This window comes from Peribacillus aracenensis, from assembly GCF_025175645.1.
In the GTDB taxonomy this organism is placed as follows: domain Bacteria; phylum Bacillota; class Bacilli; order Bacillales; family DSM-1321; genus Peribacillus; species Peribacillus aracenensis.
The window spans coordinates 1-19,594 of record NZ_JANZMJ010000003.1; the positions used below are offsets into that span (position 1 = coordinate 1).

Below are 19,594 nucleotides of genomic sequence, written 5' to 3' on the forward strand. Positions count from 1 at the left end.
CTTCAAAGTAGCATTTTTAACACGTTTCCAATGTTATTTCAAGGATTTATATAAGACACATGCTCATTATTTCGTAAGATGATATCATCTCCTTTTCAATCTAATTATAATATCCAAATGAGAATCATAAGTCGCTTCCAAAATAAAAATTTGCAGCTCTCCTTTATATCCTTCCCATATTTTCCCTAAAAAATTCTTGATACAATATTTCATGCAAAAAAAAAAACGAACCTTCACGGCTCGTATATTTGCTGGTTCTCAAAAGGCTCCCTATATTTTGTCAGTTATTGCTTTTTCCAGATAAGTTTTTTCGCTTCGGTGAACCTTACGGCAGTTTTCGGCCAGTTTACAACGTCCCACCATTTGTCCACATAGGCTGCCCGATTATTTTTATATTGCAGGTAATAAGCATGTTCCCATACATCAAGAACAAGAATTGGGATCGTATCCCACTGGGTCAAAACCATATGCAATTCCGATTGAAGTATTTCTAGCCGCCGCGCACGCGGAACCCAGACTAAAATAGCCCAGCCAACTCCTTCTACTTGTTTGGCTGCTTCACTAAAATGACTTTTAAAAGCTGCAAAGCTTCCAAAATCCGTCTCAATCTGATTTAGTAAATCCCCCCTTGGCTGTCCGCCCCCTCCCGGAATCATCTCTTCCCAGAACAGCGTATGGAGATAATGGCCTGACCCATGAAAGGCTGCTTCTTTTTCCCAATGTTTCAACAAGGAAAAATCTTTCGTTTCCCTCGCTTTTTTCATCATCAATTCTGCTTTATTCAGACCATCGACATATGCTTGATGATGCTTATCATGGTGCAGATACATGATTTCCCTTGAAATCGTCGGTTCCAACGCCTCATAGGCATAAGGTAACGGCGGTAGCGTATGCTTCCCAATGGGCACTGATTGCCTATCCTGTATACTGAATTCTCTAGCGAGTTCTTCAATTTCCTGGTAGACCCGAGCCATCTCTTCTTCAATCAGGACCATATCCTCATAATCCATTTCTTCCTCATCCATATCTTTTGTCAACTGGGAAAGCCGTTCAATATTCGACAGCAATGGCAAATCGGTGATATCGATCTTCTCTAGATATTCCATCACTCCATCAACCCAATCACTTACCTCTTTAGCATAATCTCTTTCATCAGACATCTTGCAACCTCCTCTTAACCTTTATGCACATAAATCATCAAAGTATTTTATGTTTCGATTAAGCGGAGATTCCATTTATAGCTAAAAAAACAGCTAGGCCTCTTAAGCCCAGCTGTTTCATTATCTTGACTGTAACATTTTCGTCCGGTAATCCGTTTCATAAAACTCCAATTCTTCACGCATCGTCTGGAATCCACTTTCCACGGCCTTCAGAATGGATATTATGCTATCAGGTACACTTTGGTGAAATTTAATCGAGTTTTTTCCTGTATAGGCAGATCTGCTGTCCTCAAACCACCTATCTGATTTTGGGGAAAAGTATTCTTCGATACATTGATGATAAACTCTATAAAGCGTCTTTTCAGCTGCAGCTTTATTGAAAGCATCATTTTTTAGAACGATTTGGCAAGCCTCCAAGCCCTCTTCACAACTTACAAGCATTCTTCTTAAACTAGAAAGGATTCCTTTATAATAGGTTTCATCCCCGCTTTTTTCCTCTTGCAGCTTAGAATAGGTCGTCTCATTCATAAATTCTTCTAGTTGAGCCACTGTCGTTTCTAAAAACCCTTTTACATCCTCAAGCTGAGATTTTACCAAAGTATTCCCCAACCGTGAACCCTCCTCAAAATGATTAAGATTGAATATAATAGTCAACATGTGACTCTATATCATATGGTTTAGCTTGGTCAATAGATATAAACACTTTCTCCAATTTTTCAAAATCTATATTTTCGAAATAACCAGCCATCTCTTTTTCTGCATTTATATAAATACGTTTTCGGTTAACCAGGCTCGGATCTTTAAGTAAACAGACCATGGCAATGATATCAGCCATATAAATATCTCTGTTAGTGCTTTTGAATATAGGATTGGCGGGATATGGGGTCCAACGGGTGACCATCTCATCAAAATAGCGAAGATACAGTACATTCAGTGTCTTTTCTTCTCCATCCCTTATGTATTGTATAACGGATCGATTAAAGAAGTCCTCAGGTGAATTTGACTTTTCCTTTTCAAGCCCAAATCCATTGCATGCTACAATTCGCACCTGCAATCCCCCCGCATTCATTTTTTTCTATATTATCACAATTTATTGAAAAATGTTATTCGATTGTTTGCTGAAATTTTTCAAAAAACAGATCGGCTTCACCATTTTCAAAGCCATCATCCGAATTATCGGCGAGAGGCGGTAATTCATCAATGGAATTCAGGCCGAAGTAATCCAAAAACTCTTTTGTTGTCCCATATAAATAAGCCCGGCCCGAGCCTTCAGCACGTCCGACCTCTTTTATTAAGACTTTAGTGACAAGTGTATGAATGGGGCGATCCGTTTTCACTCCGCGAATTTCATCAATTTCAGCTCTAGTAATCGGCTGTTTATAGGCAATGATTGCGAGTGTTTCCAAAGCCGCCTGGGACAATCCTTGAGTGCTTGATGTTTCCACCAGCCTTTTCAAGTAATCCGAGTGCTCTTTCTTTGTCGCCATTTGATAAACACCCGCTATTTCGATCACCTGAATCCCGCGTACATCCGATATATATTCTTCCTTTAAACCTTCAACGATGTCCGTTGCTTGATATTCCGTAATCTCCAGGACAGAGGCAATTTGTTTGACGGATAGCCCTTCATCTCCGGCAGCAAACAATAATGCCTCAAGAATCCCTTTCCAATTAATAACTTCCAACTGGTTCTACACCTTCCTTAGCAGCAATCATGATGTCCGAAAAATTATCTTCCTGCTCAACGATGATTTCATTTAATTTCATCAGTTCCAGCACCGCCATGAAAGTGATGACGATATGCTCTTTAACCGGGAGCGAGAACAGTTCAAAAAAACTTTTCTTTCCTTTAATGGATTGTAATTCAATCATGATCTCATCCATTCGTTTCTCTATCGATATCTCTTGTTTCGTTACCTTCGTGTAAAGCGGTTTTTGAATTTTTTGCCTTCGCAGCAGTTTTTGAAGAGCCCCCAACATATCGTATAAACTTATATTCAACTCTTGCTTATCACTTTCCGCTTCTTTTACATAAACTGATAAATCACTTGGGGGTTTGGTGAAAATCAAGCTTCTTTCTTCTTCCATCCCTTTAAATTCTTCGGCTGCATTTTTATACTTTTTATATTCTAATAGTTTTTCCACAAGCTCATCACGTGGATCTTCCTCAAACATTTCCCCATCTTCATCCATCATTAGTTCATCTTCATGCTTCGGTAGCAACGTTTTACTCTTGATGGCAAGCAGCGTTGCAGCCATCACTAGATATTCGCTGGCGACATCCAATTCAAGATGCTGCATCGTATGGATGTAACTTAGGTATTGATCTGTAATATCAGCCATCGGAATATCGTAGATGTCTATTTCCAGGCGATTAATCAAATGCAGAAGTAAATCCATCGGTCCTTCGAAAGCGTCAATTTTTATATTATAACCCATTAAATTACCTCATTTAAATCTAATTGGCCAATATAGACCTATTTCTTTTACTAATCAAGTATAGTGGATTGCCGCCCTTTATCCAAATAATAATTTACTGACCTTAGAAAAGTTTTTATTTGGGATTACCGTCAAATGGGTCGTTGCCCAATCACATTCCGAAATCCAACATAACCTAGAAATGTAAGAATAGCAGAACAAAGGAGGAACTTATTATGGGCGCAGGTGGTTTTGGGCACGGCGGCGGATTCGCGTTTATTGTAGTATTGTTCATTTTATTAGTTATCGTCGGTGCTTCATGGTGTTAATTCAAGATTGATGAATCAAGCTGATTGCCTTGCAATCGGCTTTCTTTATTTTCCAGGAAAAAATTCTATGCTAAACTTAGTGAGTATACATAGCGGCTCTTAAGCTATAAGAAAATGGCTTTTTGCCTTACTTAAGATGATTCCATCAAACAAAAGGGGTGCTCCTATTGAATTACGCGGAAGATTACCTTTCTTTCCTTGTCCATTTCCATGGGCCAAGGGATTACTTCGAATGTCATGAAATTCTCGAAGAATATTGGAAGGAAACCGCACCAAAAGAGCGTGACTCTCATTGGGTCGGACTCATTCAAATTGCGGTTGCCCTGTATCATGATCGCAGGGGAAATAAAAAAGGGGCTTCAAGGACCCTGTCTAAAGCCCTGGCAAATCTCCACCTTAAAAAGGCCGAACTCCTGAAGTTGGGACTCGATCCAGAACGACTGTTCAAATTGCTCGAGGACACCCATGAGCGAATGTTATCACAAAAGCCATATAAAAGCATTAATCTGCCGATAGCCGATCAAAGCTTGATTGAAAAATGCCAGTCCATCTGTTTGCAAGAAGGGTACATGTGGGGTACAGATAGCGACATGGCTAATGCAGCAATAGTTGATAAGCATCTAATGCGTGACCGTTCGGATGTCATTTCAGAAAGGGCTCGGCAGCTAGCCCTTCGAAAAACAAGAATGGAGGACCGCCCTTAAAGGTGGTCCTCCATTCAAGCTTTCAAATTCAAAAATCTTCACACCTGTCAAGAAAGCTTTCCGTAAACTCATTTGCTTTTAATTCTTTGTCAGGATATTGCTCCTTGATGGCCCTGACCATCGTTTTACCGATACCTTGTTTCCGGAAGGATGGATTTACGGATATATGTTGTATCTCAATGTGGTTTGGAGAGACCTCTATCCCGATCAAGCCCGTAATCTCTTCATCTTTCCATAAGAACAGCTGTAGATTTTCATCCGTTTCATAATTCTTCATCGTATTCCGAAGCGTTTTTATCTCTTTTTCATTTGGCATGAAAGATAATAATCCCATGGCAAACTTCTCATAACTTTTCTTATACTTAATCAACATAATATCCCTCGTTACTAAATAACGTTTTTATTATCTTCCTGTTTCCGATTAATTTGCTTTGAATAATAATCCTCACATATAACATTTACATCATACATAAAAATCCCGTTCGTTTCAACATCACTTTCAGCACTTGATTTATCGGTGTGCTATGTGCTAAGCGATAAACAGCCAATATACGATTCCCCACATCAAAGCGATAATAAGCATCATAAGTAAAAGAGCCTTATTACTTTTCCTCATTCCATACTCCCTCTATGAATGGTCCAAATATTTAAATAACGAATTCATTCTACTATAACTTAACACAATCTGACAAATATCCTTGCAATCTTGCTTCGATTTTACTACATTGGTAAAGTGATCTAGGTTCATAGAGTGTCCTTTCAGGTATAAAAGACAAAGATACACCCAACTTTTTCGTTTAAAAAAACCTAGCTATCCTGGGCTATATAAATTTTTTTCAGGAAAATATGTATCTTTTTTATCCTTTGTTTCGTCAAATACTATGAATCTGATTTAAAGTGCCGCCCTTTTATTGAAAGATTCCCAATTCAGCAGGAAAAGTTAAGGAGGATTATCATGAAAAAAATGAATAAATGGGTCATTATGACCATTTTATTATGTCTATTATTGCCATATAAAGCTTTTGCAGATGCAGCTGTTGGTGAAATGATCGTCACACTTGGTGAGAATTTGACAAATGAACAAAAAAATATGATCTTATCAGAAATGAAAGCTCCAAACGATGTCGAGGTCCTGACAGTTACTAATGCGGAAGAACATGAATACTTAGGTGACTATATCGCTAGTCGTCTGATCGGTACAAAAGCGATTTCATCTTCTGCCATTACTTTGGAGGAAAAAGGTACCGGACTTAAACTGGAGTCTAAAAACATTAACTGGGTTTCCGATGAAATGTATATCAATGCACTGGCAACTGCTGGAGTAAAAGATGCCACCGTTTATGTCACAGCACCTATACCCGTTTCCGGTACAGCGGCTTTGACAGGAGTCATTAAAGCCTATGAAATCTCTGCAGATAAGAAGATTCCTGAAGATGTGAAACAGGCAGCGAATGAAGAAATGGTGAAAACAGCAAAATTGGGTGACGAAATCGGTACAGAAGAAGCCTCTGCACTGGTTACGAAAATCAAAGAGGAAATGGCTGCAAATCCACCAGCCAATACTGAAGAGGTCCGCGAGGTTGTCGAGTCTTCAGCAAAAGACCTTGGAATCAGCTTAAATGATGCTCAAATTCAAAGTTTAATTGATCTATTCAATAAGCTAAAAGAATTGGATATTGATTGGAACGCTGTCGGTGATCAGCTTACTGCAGCTAAAGATAAACTTTCCAATTTTCTTGAATCCGAAGAGGGTCAATCATTTCTGGATAAATTGAAAGAAGTCTTCATTAGTTTAATAGACGCAATCAAGTCACTTTTCAGCTGAATCAAATGAAAAAAGGATGGCAACTGCCATCCTTTTTTCTATTCTTTAGTGACGACTGCCGCTTCATGAAGGGCCAAATCCAAATGGATAAGGTCTTCGTACGTCTCACGTTTGATGACCAACCGGGCTTCTCCATTTTCGGCAAAGACGACTGCCGGTCTTGGAATCCGATTGTAATTATTCGACATGGAATATCCATATGCCCCTGTACAAAATACCGCCAAGACATCACCGCGGCCGGCTTTTGGCAATGGTAAATCCCAAATCAACATATCCCCGCTTTCACAGCATTTTCCGGCAATGGACACTGTCTCTTCTACAGGGTCAAGCGGCCGGTTTGCGAGAATGGCATCATATTTCGCTTCGTAAAGAGCGGGACGTATATTATCACTCATGCCCCCATCAACGGCAATGTATTTACGAACATTAGGAACTTCCTTTTCAGAACCGACCTTGTACAGTGTCACACCGGCGTCTCCGACTAATGAACGGCCAGGTTCGATCCAGATTTCTGGCATCACTAAATCAGAATCCGCAATCAGGTTCTGCACTTCCCTAACGATTTCCTCAACATATCGGGACGCCGGTAGCGGGTCGTCCTCTTGTGTATACCGAATCCCGAACCCCCCTCCGAGATTCAATACCTTTGGTTGAAACCCTAACGAGCCGTGCCAATCATTCAGCTTGCCAATAATTTTTTGGGCTGCAAGAAGGAAACCGGTCGTTTGAAAGATCTGGGAACCGATATGACAGTGAAGCCCCAGCACTTCGAGGAATTCACTTTGCAGTGCTTGCCGAAGGGCAGCTTCGGCCTGGCCGTTAATAAGATCAAAACCAAATTTCGAATCTTCTTGTCCTGTCAATATATAATCATGCGTATGGGCTTCGATACCTGGTGTTACACGAAGAAGGATTTTCACCTTTTGTTCACGGTTTGTACAAATTTCTTCTAACAATGTCAACTCTGAAAAATTATCGACTACTATACAGCCAATGTCATGATCCAAAGCCATATGTAGCTCTTCATCACTTTTGTTATTTCCATGAAAATGAATCCGTTCTGTTGGGAAATTCGCCTTAATTGCCGTATACAATTCCCCTGCCGAGACAACATCGAGGGAAAGTCCTTCTTGCTCTGCCAACTGGATCATGGCAATTGAAGAAAAGGCCTTACTTGCGTAAGCAACTTGAGCCGAAATCCCCAATTCCTCAAATGTTCTCTTGAACCCTCTTGCCCGTTCGCGAATTAACTCTACATCATAAACATATAATGGTGTTCCAAATTGCTCGATCAATTCGATCGTGTCCACTCCGCCAATCTCCAGGTGTCCACGTTCATTTACACCACCGGTTCCGTACAAATGCATGATTGCCTCACCTTCCTGACTTAAAACTAAGATTAATAAGAAATGAGGCAGCCTCAAATAAAGAAACCCTGCTGTAAAAGGTTCTCTATATGAACAAGCCTCATCCGAATCGATCCCATGTAAATATTGTTCTCTATGACTGCTTTGTAGTTCGAAGGGAAAGACAGATTGGTTTAAACTCCAAAGAGTCATAGTAGCTCTCTCTCTTTGTGAAGCCTAACAATACCTCTTTTATTCGAATAAAATTAAATTACCACAACTTTTCGACAACATCAACCTTTAGATTTTTTCGGCTGCCTATAGAGATCCTGGGGATGTACAATACTCGGTCGTTCTATAGTGCCAGGATAAGGTCTTCTTAATATTATATGTGACAGGGCCTTTGGCTGAAACGGGAGAAGCGGCCATAAATAAGGCGTATTTAACGTCTTTATATTAGTAAGCATAATAATGTAGAGTGTGATGCCAATGACTAGGCCAGGCACTTTAAATAAAGCGACCAATACTAGCAGGACTAATCGGGAAATCTTATTCGCAACCCCTAGTTCTAAACTCGGAGTGACAAATGTACCGATTGTCGCTACGGAAGCGTAGAGAACCACCTCAGGAACAAATAGCCCAACATCTATCGCTATCTGTCCGATCAAAACTGCCGCAACTAAGCCCATTGCCGTAGAAAGCGGGGTTGGGGTATGGACGGCTGCCATCCTTAAAAATTCTATCCCAATATCGGAAATGAAGATTTGGATCACAATGGGTATATGCGTTTTTTCATTCGGCCCGATATACTCGAGCTTCTCCGGCAGGAGGGAAGGCTCTAAACAAAACAATAACCAAATCGGCAGCAAGTATAACGAAACGAAAATCCCGAGAAATCGGACCCAGCGTACCAAGGATCCAACAGCAGGTGCCTGCCGATACTCCTCAGCGTGCTGCATGTGATGGAAAAGAGTGGACGGGGTTATGATGACACTCGGTGACGTATCCACATAAATAAGGACATGCCCCTCAAGTAAATGTGTTGCAGCTACATCAGCCCGTTCCGTGTACCTGACAAGCGGGTATGGGTTATATTTTTGCTTGACGATGAACTCTTCGATCGTTTTATCAGCCATCGTTATGCCATCAACATCAATACTATTCAATTCCTTACGAACGATTTCAATTAAATCAGGATCGGCAATATCTTTAATGTAGCCGATGGATATATCCGTTTTCGATCGTTCCCCTACATGCAACATTTCGAAACGTAATCTTTCATCCCTGATCCTCCGTCTTGTTATCGCTGTGTTAATGATGATATTCTCGACAAAACCGTCCCTTGATCCACGGACGACTTTTTCCGTATCGGGTTCTACTGGCTGTCTCCCTGGATAACTCCGGACATCCACAACCAATCCTATTGGTTTACCATCAACAACAACGACTATTAATCCGGATAAAACCTGATCAACAAGCTCATCCATCGTCTTAATTTCCTCAACGGATTGGTGTACAAGCAAGTCTTTGACTGCATCAAAAACTTTAGTGGTCAAGATTTCCGCATTTTTGTTATGAATAAGAGAATCGAGGATTCCAATGATGTACTCTGTATCCGTCAGCCCGTTTACATAGTAAAGATGCACATCTTTTCTTAGAACCTTTATCCTTCTTACCCCTAAGTCGAAGCTGACGCCCAGACCTACATTCTTTTCCATGTACGCGTCAACTTCCGCTACCCTATTCGGAATCGGTTTCATGTTTTCAGGTTTTTCTGAAGTCATCATGACCACTCCTTTCCAATATGATTTCCACCGCTAGCTTTGTTATCGGTGCTCCTCTTTTAAAATCATCCTGATGGGACATTTTCCCGATATCCCCTATCCCCACTACTATGGGAACATGTAATTGATCGATGCAATACACCGTATCTCCAGTTATCTTGCCGAGTTCAAATTCTTCGGCTCCGTATTTATCAACCCCGTTCGGTGTCAGGTTACCATCACGGTCAATACAGATATCCACTTTGGTCCATTCTTCCCTTCTAGTCTTTGAAGCGACCGCTATCACACCAAGGACATTAATATCAGGGTGACCGGCAACTACCTTCATTGCCTGTTCGCCTGATCCTTCTCCGATAAAACCGCTATCATCAAACATGACCAATACCGGATCATACTTCGCCTTTTTTATTAATTCAACTAGCTCCAAGCCCGTATATCGTGATGGATTACCTTGGGACATGGAGATACACCTTCCCCCTATTTCCTTCGCTACGTGCTCGACAGCCCGTTTCGCATACTCATCTCCATCCGTAATCAATATCACTTTTCGTTTGGTCACCATCTTGGGCCTACCTTTCATCATCAGGAATAGTTACCTTATAAACTTATAAATCCACTAAATAAATCCATTGGAATAATGATCCGGCTATTTTCCCCAATACGAGTGCCATTAACAGATAAATGATTTTCTCTTGAATTCCGATTCGCTTTGACAGAACCGGAAATACATTCAGTACTTCAGTTAAGGCAGCAGCAAGCATTCCATTAAATATCCCGTCAGCCAAACCGATCGGAATTAATAAAAAATATGGGAGGGAAAATTCCGTTTCCTGTAATCCTAACCATGTCCCTGCGACAACGCCCGTAATGATGGCTCCTTCATAGTAATGAATCATCTTCATTGTTTTGGTCAGCTGAGTCAGTCTCGGAATCACCCCAAGTACAGTTAAAAACGCTACAAAACCGGCACCTGTCGCAAAACCCCCGGCCAAACCGACAAAGATTCCAAATATAATTTTACCGGTCATCAAGGTGGCGCACATTCTCCTTATTTTCATTCATGATTACATAACTGTCCAAATCCTGCTGATAGTTGAACATTTCAACCTCGAGCGGACTAGGTTCCTCATTGAAGCGTTTTTTAAAAAAGTGATTAAAAAATAGAATCATGCCCATACCAAGGCCGAAACTATATGGGATTTGGATCAATAATGGCTTATCTTCCACTTTCCCCGTGATTATAGTAAAGATTTTTTGATGCACTTCCCCCATGCTGACATCCACATGAAAATTCATGATCGTCATCCCGCCGCCGATAAATAACAAAAACCAAACCAAGGCGAATGTCAGGAATGACATTTTCTTTTTCGAGAAGATGATTTCGATGATCGTTTGGGAGGGCCCGAATGACTCCAGTTCAATAGTCGGGTCCATCTTGCGGATGGCCACGATTACTTGAGCCAAATCAACGACAATAATATTCTTATCTTCCTTCTTGACCGTTAATAATATAATTTCTTCAATGATGGTAATCACTTCTTCAGGTCCGATTATCCTTGCAATATCTTTTATCCTCACCGTTTGATTTCCCTTTACTTGTACACGGTTCCTCATCCTGATATATACAACTGCCACTATCATCACATCCCGACCTTTTATTTCCTTATGATAGTAGTATGGTTTGGAAACAGTTTGAAAATGCAGGAAGTGAACCATGTCCAAATATTACTAATTTAAAACAAAAAAAGACACGCTGCAATGACAGCATGTCTTTTTGATTACATTCATACTTTAATGAGTAGGGAAGAAAATCAGCTGAATCAAAAATATAAATCCAAAAATATAAATGAGAGGATGTACCGATTTTCCTTTTCCACTGAATACCTTCATAAGGGGAAATGTAATGAACCCGATCGCAATCCCTGTAGATATACTTGAAGTAAGCGGCATCGTTAAAATGATCGCAAATGCCGGAAACGCCTCATCGAAAATTTTCCAATTTACTTTAGCCAGCCCTTCCATCATGAAACATCCTACAATGATCAAAACGGGAGCTGTGATTGCTTGAACGGAAGAAATTGCCGATATCAATGGAGAAAAGAAAATCGACGCAGCAAACAAGATTGCCACGACAGTAGCGGTTAATCCCGTACGTCCCCCTGCGGCTACTCCCGTACTCGATTCAACATATGCCGTCGAAGGGCTTGTACCAAACATCGAGCCGACTGTCGTCGCAATCGCATCACCTAAAAAGGCTTTCTTGGCACGAGGGATTTTCCCATCCTTCGTTAGTCCAGCCTGTTCCGTCACGCCAATCAAGGTTCCTGTCGTATCAAAGATCGTCACAAGTAAAAAGGCGAAAACAATTGAATATAATGAATTCGTGAAGACCCCAGCAATATCGATATCGAAAAATACCGGTGTTGGAGGTACAGATAAGACCCCATCAAAGTTGAGCAAACCGATAAAGTAGCCAATGATTGCCGTAATGATCATACCAATGAAAATTGCCCCTTTAATATTACGGGCCATAAAAATCAAGGTAATGAATAAACCTGCTAGCGCCAAAACGGTTCCAGGCTGGTGCAAATCTCCAAGCGACACCATCGTTGATTCATTAGGCACTACGATTCCAGCATTTTTCAATCCGATAAACGCAATGAATAAACCAATTCCGGACGTGATGCCATATTTTAATGAGTTAGGAATCGCATCAATTATCATTTTACGCAAGCTTGTCACGCTAATTAATAGAAATAGTAAACCAGCAATGAAAACCGTACCGAATACGGTCTGATATGAAAGGCCCTGTGCCCCCACTACGCTGGCAAAATACGCATTCAAACCCATACCTGGTGCTATCGCAATCGGGTATTTTGCAACAAGCCCCATGATAAGGGTACCAATCACCGCTGATATGACCGTTGCCATGAAAACTTGTTCAAATGGAATTCCGATTGAAGACAATAAAGCCGGATTCACAATAAGGATATAAACCATGGTTAAAAATGTCGTAATACCTGCCATGACTTCTGTACGGACATCTGTCCCATTTTCTTTCAGGGAGAAAAACTTTTCCAAAAACATATTTTAGACCTCCAGATCTAAAGGAAACACCGACAACCGTTTGCACGAAAGTACAAGGTGTCCTAATATTGTACTGCAATGACGTTTTTCTTGATCGTTATTCATTGAAAAAAAGATAAAAAACGAATGAGAAACGCGACCTTTACTATAATATTCGTTTTTATCTCTAAATTCAACTAAAAAATCGACCCCATTCATATTTTCGCCCTACTTGATAAGGAATCACTTTTACTTTTTCCTAAAATCAAGATTTATTTTCAGCTCAATAAAAAAAACCACATGAATCACTGATTCATGTGGTTTTTCATTTGTTGAAGAATCTTCTTTTCCAGCCTTGACACCTGGACTTGGGAAATACCAAGCCTTGCCGCCACTTCCGATTGCGTCTGATCCTTATAATACCTCAGGAAAACAATCAGCCTTTCACGTTCATTCAATTCATGTATGGCTTCTTTCAAAGCGATTTGATCGAACCAGGATGTTTCATTATGGTCGGCGATCTGGTCAAGAAGAGTAATCGGATCTCCATCATTTTCGTAAACCGTTTCATGGATCGAAGAAGGGCTCCTGCTAGCTTCTTGGGCCATGATGATATCCTCTGGCGACAGCTCTAGATGTTCCGCCAATTCATTGACAGTCGGAACACGGCCATAAGTTTTTGAAAGTTCCTCTTTGGCCCTGCGAATCTTATTCGCCATTTCCTTTAGTGACCGGCTTACTTTAACCGTTCCATCATCACGGATAAAACGTTGGATTTCACCAATGATCATAGGCACAGCATACGTTGAGAATTTCACATCAAACGATAAATCAAATTTATCCACGGACTTCAATAGGCCAATACAGCCTATTTGATAAAGGTCATCCGGTTCGTAACCTCGATTGAGGAATCTTTGCACCACTGACCATACAAGCCTCAGATTGCTGTTGACAATCAGGTTCCTCGCATCTTGGTCACCGCTCTGGCTGCGTTGGATTAAATTCCGCAATTCCTCATCTTTTAAATGGGGCTGGCCTTTCTTGCTCTTCTCTTTTTTAACCTCCACATCCATATGCAAGTCTCCCTTAATTGCACAAAGCTCTGCTTGTAGTTAAGTGCTTTTTTAATCGAATGATCGTGCCTTCGCCCTTGTGGGAAATAATATTGATTTCATCCATGAAGTTTTCCATGATGGTGAATCCCATACCGGAACGTTCAAGTTCGGGTTTTGTCGTAAATAACGGCTGTTTAGCCTCCTCGACGTCTTCAATGCCCAGTCCTTCATCCCGGATGGTCAATTCCACAGTATCTCCTTGGATGACCACTGAAATGTAGACCCATCCTTCCGGATCACTTTCATAACCATGGATAATCGAATTCGTAACGGCTTCTGACACGACAGTCTTGATCTCTGTCAATTCATCCATCGTCGGGTCCAATTGGGCAATGAAAGCCGCAACAGTTACCCTGGCAAAAGATTCATTTTGGCTAAGTGCAGAAAATTTCGTTTCCATTTTATTTTTCATCTTAGGCAACCCCCAGTCTTTGCAAAGCGTTTTTTTCAGATAGTTCCATTTTAACAATTTTAAACAACCCTGACATCTCAAATAACCGCTTTACTGCTGGAGAAATTGCACAGACCACCATTTCACCTTGCTTTTTGTTTACCTGCTTATAGCGCCCTAAAATAACTCCGAGCCCCGAACTGTCCATAAAATCCAATTCTTCCATGTTAAGGATGATATGCTTAATATTATGCTTTTGAATGGCTGCCTCTGCCTGGTTTTTCAATTTTTCTGCTGTATGATGATCCAAATCACCTTTGAGACGAATGCACAATACGCGGTTTTTCGCCTCCATATTAATCGTAAGACTCATTATATACAGCCTCCTTCACTGTCTTATAAAGAGTCAAATTCTCTTTTTCACCTGCCGATTCCTCCTTACTAGCAAAACTAGTGGAGTTTCGCCTAAATTAGTACGATTAACAGGCAATGCGACAATTTATTCTATTTCGCGTGGGTAAACATGCCGAAAGCTCTTTTATACAATTGCCACCAGCTTGCATTTTCAATAGTTTCCTTCGCGACGATCGGAGATTCGACATACACCTTACCGTTTTTCTTCAATTCAAGCGTACCAATTTCATCCCCTTTTTTAATCGGGGCAGCCAAATCTTTATCAAGCGTGATTTTTTTTGTAAAGTCCTTTGCCGTTCCGTTTTTGGCTGTCAAAACTGAAATAGGTTCACTTGTGACCCCCACCACGGATTTTTTGTGTCCTTTACTTACCTTGGCTTCACCTAACACCTCACCGCGTTTATAAATAGGGTATGTGATGTATTGTGAAAATGCATAATCTAACATCTTGGTGACCTGAGCATTTCGTTCTTTTGGAGAAACAGCTCCGAAAACGACGGCAATGACACGCATATTCCCTTTTTTAGCAGTCGCTGTCAAACAATACTTCGCTTCATTTGTGAATCCTGTCTTCAATCCATCAACCCCAGGGTAAAATTTCACTAATCTGTTCGTGTTGACAAGCCAGAATTTCTTTTCGGTATTTTCACGGAGATAATCTTCATATGTACCCGTGAACCTTGTAATCGTATCGTATTTCAATAATTCCTTTGCCATGATCGACATATCATGTGCCGAACTGTAATGATCTTTAACAGGAAGGCCTGTTGCGTTTTGGAACTTTGTATTTTTCAACCCGAGATCTTTCGCCTTTTTGTTCATTTTCCTAACAAACTCTTCTTCCGAACCAGCTAGACGTTCAGCCATCGCCACCGATGCATCATTCGCCGAACCAATCGAGATGCCCTTGAGCATTTGTTCTGTGGTCATTTCCTCACCTGGCTCGAGAAAGATCTGGGAACCGCCCATCGATGCTGCATACTCACTAGTCCTGATTTTCTCCTTCATGCTAAGTTCGCCTTTATCAATCGCTTCCATGATCAACAGCATCGTCATGATTTTCGTCATGCTTGCCGGTGAAAGACGAACGTCTGCATTTTTATCATAGAGAACAGTACCTGTATCCCGTTCAATCAAAATAGCGGATTTAGCATTTGCCGCCAATTCGACTCCTTTTTCTTCAGCTGCTTTTGTATGTGGGATGCTAAAACCCAATGCTACCAAAACGGTTAAAAATAGAGAAAAAATCCGCTTCATCTCCATACCCTCCAATCTTTATAGGTTTTATTTTTTCCATTAAACCCATTTTTATACAAATAAAGATGAATTTTGAAACATATACTGGATATAGGGCAACAAAGTGAACCAAATTAAAAGAGGATGCGCATGGGCATCCTCTTTTAACATTCAATGGAATAAACGTAAAAAGGCCGCTCAATAGCGGCCTTTTTACGTTTATTCCATGATCTCTTTATAGATCAATGTAGGTTTTTCTATTTTCTCTTTTGAAATCGCAATGCTTTCATACAATTTTTCTTTTACCTTTGAAACATCTTCAAAATTGCTGTAAATCGTCACTAGGGATTCACCTTTTGCCACGGTTTCCCCGATTTTTTTACGAAGTACCAGTCCGACTGCCAAATCAATCTCTGATTCCTTTGTTGCCCGCCCGGCGCCTAACAGCATGGCTGCCGTTCCTACCTCATCAGCGATGATTTCCGATACATAGCCGTCCTCTTTCGCTTCCAGCTCGAAAGTATGAGCAGCCTGCGGTAGTTTTTCCGGCTGATCCACAACTGAACCATCGCCTCCCTGCGCTTCTAGGAAAACCTTGAATGAGTTAAGTGCAGAACCATCCTTAATCGCATTTTCCAGCAAGGTTCTTGCTTCTTCCAGCGAGCTTGCCTTTTTGGCAAGGTATACCATATGGCTTCCTAGTGTTAAAGAAAGTTCCGTTAAATCTTCCGGTCCCTCTCCTTTAAGCGTATCGATGGCTTCTTTCACTTCTAAAGCATTTCCGATTGCGTAACCCAACGGTTGGCTCATATCGGAAATGACGGCCATCGTGTTTCGTCCCACATTGTTTCCAATGCTAACCATTGCATGCGCCAACTCTTCGGAATCTTCGAGAGTTTTCATGAAAGCGCCCGCTCCCGTTTTAACATCAAGTACAATTGCATCTGCACCAGCGGCGATTTTCTTACTCATGATCGAGCCAGCAATCAAACCGATACTGTTAACGGTAGCCGTAACATCACGCAATGCATATAACTTTTTGTCGGCTGGAGTCAGGTTACCACTTTGTCCAATGACAGCTATCTTATTTTTATTAACAAGTCGAATGAACTCGTCATTTTCTATTTCGACATGAAATCCTTTTACAGACTCCAACTTATCGATCGTTCCGCCTGTATGACCAAGACCGCGTCCTGACATCTTTGCCACTGGAACACCTACAGCAGCAACCAATGGTCCAAGCACTAGAGTTGTGGTATCACCAACACCGCCTGTTGAATGTTTATCGACTTTAATTCCTTCAATCATCGATAAATCAATTTGATCTCCTGATTCGACCATCGCCATGGTTAGATCAGCACGTTCCTGCTCATTCATGCCTTTGAAATAAACTGCCATTGACCAAGCGCTCATTTGGTAATCCGGAATCGTGCCATCGGTAAACCCTTTGATGATGAACTGTATTTCTTCCGTAGTAAGAGCCTTTCCATCACGCTTTTTCTCGATTAAATCTACCATTCTCATATTAGAATCCCCACTTTTTCAAAGACACCGGATCTCTTTAGGTGTACTTGTATTTTTGTTCGTTTTATATGTCCTTAACGATATGCTTAACAAATTCAAGAAAACTGCTTTTCACTTTTTCAGTCGTTTCAATTACCTCTTCATGCGACAAAGGCTGATCAAGAATGCCTGCGGCCATATTTGTAAGGCATGAAATTCCAAGCACCTTCATACCACTATGCCTAGCCACGATAACTTCCGGAACTGTCGACATGCCAACTGCATCCCCGCCAAGGATCCTTGCCATTTTCACTTCTGCCGGCGTCTCATAGGTCGGTCCTGTATTTCCGATATAGACACCTTCTTTAATATCCAATCCTAGTGAAGCTGCTATTTTTTTTGCTTGCGTCCGAAGGCCTTTATTATAAGCCTCCGACATATCAGGGAATCTAGGGCCGAAGCGCTCTTCATTAGGACCAATCAATGGATTTGCCCCCATTAAATTAATATGATCCGTAATGAGCATCAAGTCACCTGGTTCATAGCTTTCATTTACGCTTCCGGCAGCATTCGTTACAATTAACTGCTCAACACCAAGTAGTTTCATTACACGTACAGGAAAAGTGACCTTCTCCATCGAGTAGCCCTCATAAAAGTGGAAACGTCCTTGCATGGCTACAACTTTTTTGCCACTTAAATGTCCAATGACAAGCTGTCCAGCGTGTCCCTCCACAGTCGATACCGGGAATTCCGGAATTTCGTGGTATGGAATAGTTATCGGATTTTCAATTTCATCCGCCAATACTCCAAGCCCGGAACCAAGAATCAGTCCTATCTCCGGAGAGCCTTCAATTTTACTTTTTATAAATGAAGCAGCAATCTCTATTTTATTAAACATCTATTTACTCTCCCCTAAATTTAGATCGCCTAATATATTTTTTCCAAAGGCAGGCATTTTTACATCAAAATTAGCAGCGACCGTCGCTCCAATATCAGCAAATGTATCTCTTATCGGTAGTTCGGCACCTTCTTTAAATCGTTTGGAATAAACTAATAATGGGACATATTCACGTGTGTGATCGGTTCCTTCATGGACCGGATCATTCCCGTGATCGGCAGTGATGATCAATAGATCATCCTCTTTCAGTTTATCAAGGACTTCCGGCATCCGGGCATCGAATTCTTCCAATGCCTTTCCGTATCCCTCTGGATCGCGGCGGTGACCGTATAAAGCATCGAAGTCGACTAGATTAAGGAAACTTAATCCTTTGAAATCCTGTTCTACCGTTTGGATTAATTTATCCATTCCATCCATATTGGATACAGTCCTCAATGATTCAGTGACACCTTCCCCATCAAAGATATCAGAGATCTTCCCGATTGCGAGCACATCATATCCAGAATCTTTCAATTCATCCATTACAGTCCGGTTAAAAGGCTTCAACGCATAATCATGACGGTTAGGCGTTCTTTTGAAGTTGCCTGGTTCACCTGTGAACGGTCTGGCAATCACGCGTCCAACCTTGAACTCATCTGCCATTGTCATTTCACGGGCAATTTCACATATCTTGTACAATTCGTCTATTGGGACGATATCTTCATGTGCAGCAATCTGTAATACGGAATCAGCTGATGTATAAACGATCAGCGCACCCGTTTTCATATGTTCCTCGCCAAGCCTTTCAATGATTTCCGTGCCGCTTGCCGGGACGTTCCCAATAATTCCCCGACCCACCTTCGCCTCGAGTTCATTGACTAATAGTTCCGGGAAGCCATCTGGAAATACACGGAATGGAGTCGATATATTTAACCCCATGATTTCCCAATGTCCAGTCATCGTATCTTTTCCTGTAGAGGCTTCCTTCATTTTCGTATAGTATGCGAGAGGTTGCTGAGCTTTATCAATCCCCTTGATTTCACGGATATTGCCTAAACCCAATTTTGCGAGAGTCGGCATGTTCAATCCATTCATTCTTTCTGCGATATGGCCAAGTGTATCCGCCCCTTTATCGCCGAATAAATCTGCATCAGGCGCTTCGCCAATCCCAACTGAATCCATAACTACTACAAATATTCGTTTAAATGCTGAATTTCCTTTCATGAGTCATTCCTCCTAAAATAGTAAATCACTTTTTATACTCTCTATAATACCCTTATTCTGCTCAGTTACTCTTCATTTAAATGAAATCGCGAGAACGTCAGAAGTCTGACCTCTCTACATTGTAAACGATTACCATGATGTAGACAAATAATATATTTCGGAATGAAACAAAGTGCCCCAAGATGCACATTGGAATTAATTG

General features: G+C 41.1%; 22 protein-coding genes. 3 read left to right on the forward strand and 19 right to left on the reverse strand.

The annotated features are described in order from the left end of the window. Nucleotides 1-284 precede the first annotated feature (284 nt). From N0M92_RS04160 to N0M92_RS04180, 5 genes are all read right to left on the reverse strand, one after another. Nucleotides 285-1,160: a superoxide dismutase gene (locus tag N0M92_RS04160; protein WP_260284601.1), complete on the reverse strand. Its 876-nt coding sequence runs from the start codon at nucleotides 1,158-1,160 to the stop codon at nucleotides 285-287. Between the two features lie 120 nt (nucleotides 1,161-1,280). Continuing rightward, nucleotides 1,281-1,769: a YpuI family protein gene (locus N0M92_RS04165; RefSeq protein WP_260284602.1), complete on the reverse strand. Its 489-nt coding sequence runs from the start codon at nucleotides 1,767-1,769 to the stop codon at nucleotides 1,281-1,283. A gap of 22 nt (nucleotides 1,770-1,791) precedes the next feature. Then, nucleotides 1,792-2,208: a hypothetical protein gene (locus N0M92_RS04170; protein WP_260284603.1), complete on the reverse strand. Its 417-nt coding sequence runs from the start codon at nucleotides 2,206-2,208 to the stop codon at nucleotides 1,792-1,794. A gap of 55 nt (nucleotides 2,209-2,263) precedes the next feature. Beyond that, nucleotides 2,264-2,845 (reverse strand): SMC-Scp complex subunit ScpB, encoded by a 582-nt coding sequence (gene scpB / locus N0M92_RS04175; protein ID WP_192205390.1) that lies wholly within the window; start codon nucleotides 2,843-2,845, stop codon nucleotides 2,264-2,266. Next, nucleotides 2,832-3,599 carry a segregation/condensation protein A gene (locus N0M92_RS04180; RefSeq protein WP_260284604.1) on the reverse strand — a complete coding sequence of 256 codons (768 nt, stop codon included), beginning with the start codon at nucleotides 3,597-3,599 and terminating at the stop codon, nucleotides 2,832-2,834. The genes scpB and N0M92_RS04180 overlap by 14 nt, the downstream gene beginning before the upstream one ends. A gap of 215 nt (nucleotides 3,600-3,814) precedes the next feature. Here N0M92_RS04180 and N0M92_RS04185 point away from each other — a divergent pair, with 215 nt between their 5' ends. Beyond that, complete coding sequence (locus tag N0M92_RS04185) at nucleotides 3,815-3,907, forward strand: YjcZ family sporulation protein (protein ID WP_081108854.1); 93 nt, start codon at nucleotides 3,815-3,817, stop codon at nucleotides 3,905-3,907. A 167-nt stretch (nucleotides 3,908-4,074) separates the two neighbouring features. Next, nucleotides 4,075-4,611 (forward strand): DUF309 domain-containing protein, encoded by a 537-nt coding sequence (locus tag N0M92_RS04190; protein WP_260284605.1) that lies wholly within the window; start codon nucleotides 4,075-4,077, stop codon nucleotides 4,609-4,611. A gap of 28 nt (nucleotides 4,612-4,639) precedes the next feature. Here the strand turns inward: N0M92_RS04190 and N0M92_RS04195 are convergent, their stop codons facing one another. Next, nucleotides 4,640-4,984 carry a GNAT family N-acetyltransferase gene (locus tag N0M92_RS04195; protein ID WP_076365552.1) on the reverse strand — a complete coding sequence of 115 codons (345 nt, stop codon included), beginning with the start codon at nucleotides 4,982-4,984 and terminating at the stop codon, nucleotides 4,640-4,642. 582 nt (nucleotides 4,985-5,566) lie between these two features. Between N0M92_RS04195 and N0M92_RS04200 the strand changes: the two genes are divergently transcribed. Continuing rightward, nucleotides 5,567-6,436 carry a DUF1002 domain-containing protein gene (locus N0M92_RS04200; RefSeq protein ID WP_260284606.1) on the forward strand — a complete coding sequence of 290 codons (870 nt, stop codon included), beginning with the start codon at nucleotides 5,567-5,569 and terminating at the stop codon, nucleotides 6,434-6,436. A 38-nt stretch (nucleotides 6,437-6,474) separates the two neighbouring features. Here N0M92_RS04200 and lysA read toward each other — a convergent pair whose 3' ends face one another. The 13 genes from lysA to deoB all read right to left on the reverse strand — a co-directional run bounded on the left by lysA (nucleotide 6,475) and on the right by deoB (nucleotide 19,392). Continuing rightward, nucleotides 6,475-7,803 carry a diaminopimelate decarboxylase gene (gene lysA, locus N0M92_RS04205; protein WP_260284833.1) on the reverse strand — a complete coding sequence of 443 codons (1,329 nt, stop codon included), beginning with the start codon at nucleotides 7,801-7,803 and terminating at the stop codon, nucleotides 6,475-6,477. Nucleotides 7,804-8,075: 272 nt separating this feature from the next. Further along, nucleotides 8,076-9,569: a spore germination protein gene (locus tag N0M92_RS04210; protein ID WP_397443800.1), complete on the reverse strand. Its 1,494-nt coding sequence runs from the start codon at nucleotides 9,567-9,569 to the stop codon at nucleotides 8,076-8,078. Continuing rightward, nucleotides 9,547-10,128, reverse strand: coding sequence for a stage V sporulation protein AE (locus tag N0M92_RS04215; protein WP_098370826.1), 582 nt, complete (start codon nucleotides 10,126-10,128; stop codon nucleotides 9,547-9,549). The genes N0M92_RS04210 and N0M92_RS04215 overlap by 23 nt, the downstream gene beginning before the upstream one ends. Before the next feature lie 43 nt (nucleotides 10,129-10,171). Beyond that, the gene (locus tag N0M92_RS04220; RefSeq protein ID WP_260284834.1) at nucleotides 10,172-10,594 is read right to left on the reverse strand and encodes a stage V sporulation protein AB; all 423 of its coding nucleotides are present in this window, start codon (nucleotides 10,592-10,594) and stop codon (nucleotides 10,172-10,174) included. After that, entirely contained in the window at nucleotides 10,584-11,204 is a 621-nt protein-coding gene (locus tag N0M92_RS04225) for a stage V sporulation protein AA (RefSeq protein ID WP_260284835.1), read from the reverse strand. Before N0M92_RS04225 ends, N0M92_RS04220 begins: the two co-directional genes overlap by 11 nt. A gap of 153 nt (nucleotides 11,205-11,357) precedes the next feature. Further along, nucleotides 11,358-12,653, reverse strand: coding sequence for an NCS2 family permease (locus N0M92_RS04230; RefSeq protein WP_260284608.1), 1,296 nt, complete (start codon nucleotides 12,651-12,653; stop codon nucleotides 11,358-11,360). A 284-nt stretch (nucleotides 12,654-12,937) separates the two neighbouring features. Next, nucleotides 12,938-13,705 carry an RNA polymerase sporulation sigma factor SigF gene (gene sigF / locus N0M92_RS04235; protein WP_260284609.1) on the reverse strand — a complete coding sequence of 256 codons (768 nt, stop codon included), beginning with the start codon at nucleotides 13,703-13,705 and terminating at the stop codon, nucleotides 12,938-12,940. Between the two features lie 13 nt (nucleotides 13,706-13,718). Further along, a complete protein-coding gene (gene spoIIAB / locus N0M92_RS04240) occupies nucleotides 13,719-14,159 on the reverse strand; it encodes an anti-sigma F factor (RefSeq protein ID WP_260284610.1) in 441 nt (146 codons plus the stop codon). Between the two features lies 1 nt (nucleotide 14,160). Next, nucleotides 14,161-14,511 (reverse strand): anti-sigma F factor antagonist, encoded by a 351-nt coding sequence (gene spoIIAA, locus N0M92_RS04245; RefSeq protein ID WP_034308142.1) that lies wholly within the window; start codon nucleotides 14,509-14,511, stop codon nucleotides 14,161-14,163. 131 nt (nucleotides 14,512-14,642) lie between these two features. Then, entirely contained in the window at nucleotides 14,643-15,809 is a 1,167-nt protein-coding gene (locus N0M92_RS04250) for a D-alanyl-D-alanine carboxypeptidase family protein (RefSeq protein WP_260284611.1), read from the reverse strand. A gap of 198 nt (nucleotides 15,810-16,007) precedes the next feature. Continuing rightward, nucleotides 16,008-17,312, reverse strand: a complete 1,305-nt coding sequence (locus N0M92_RS04255; RefSeq protein ID WP_192205400.1) for a pyrimidine-nucleoside phosphorylase — start codon at nucleotides 17,310-17,312, stop codon at nucleotides 16,008-16,010. A 64-nt stretch (nucleotides 17,313-17,376) separates the two neighbouring features. Next, nucleotides 17,377-18,189, reverse strand: coding sequence for a purine-nucleoside phosphorylase (locus N0M92_RS04260; protein WP_260284612.1), 813 nt, complete (start codon nucleotides 18,187-18,189; stop codon nucleotides 17,377-17,379). Further along, the gene (deoB, locus tag N0M92_RS04265) at nucleotides 18,190-19,392 is read right to left on the reverse strand and encodes a phosphopentomutase (RefSeq protein WP_260284613.1); all 1,203 of its coding nucleotides are present in this window, start codon (nucleotides 19,390-19,392) and stop codon (nucleotides 18,190-18,192) included. Between the last annotated feature and the right edge of the window lie 202 nt (nucleotides 19,393-19,594).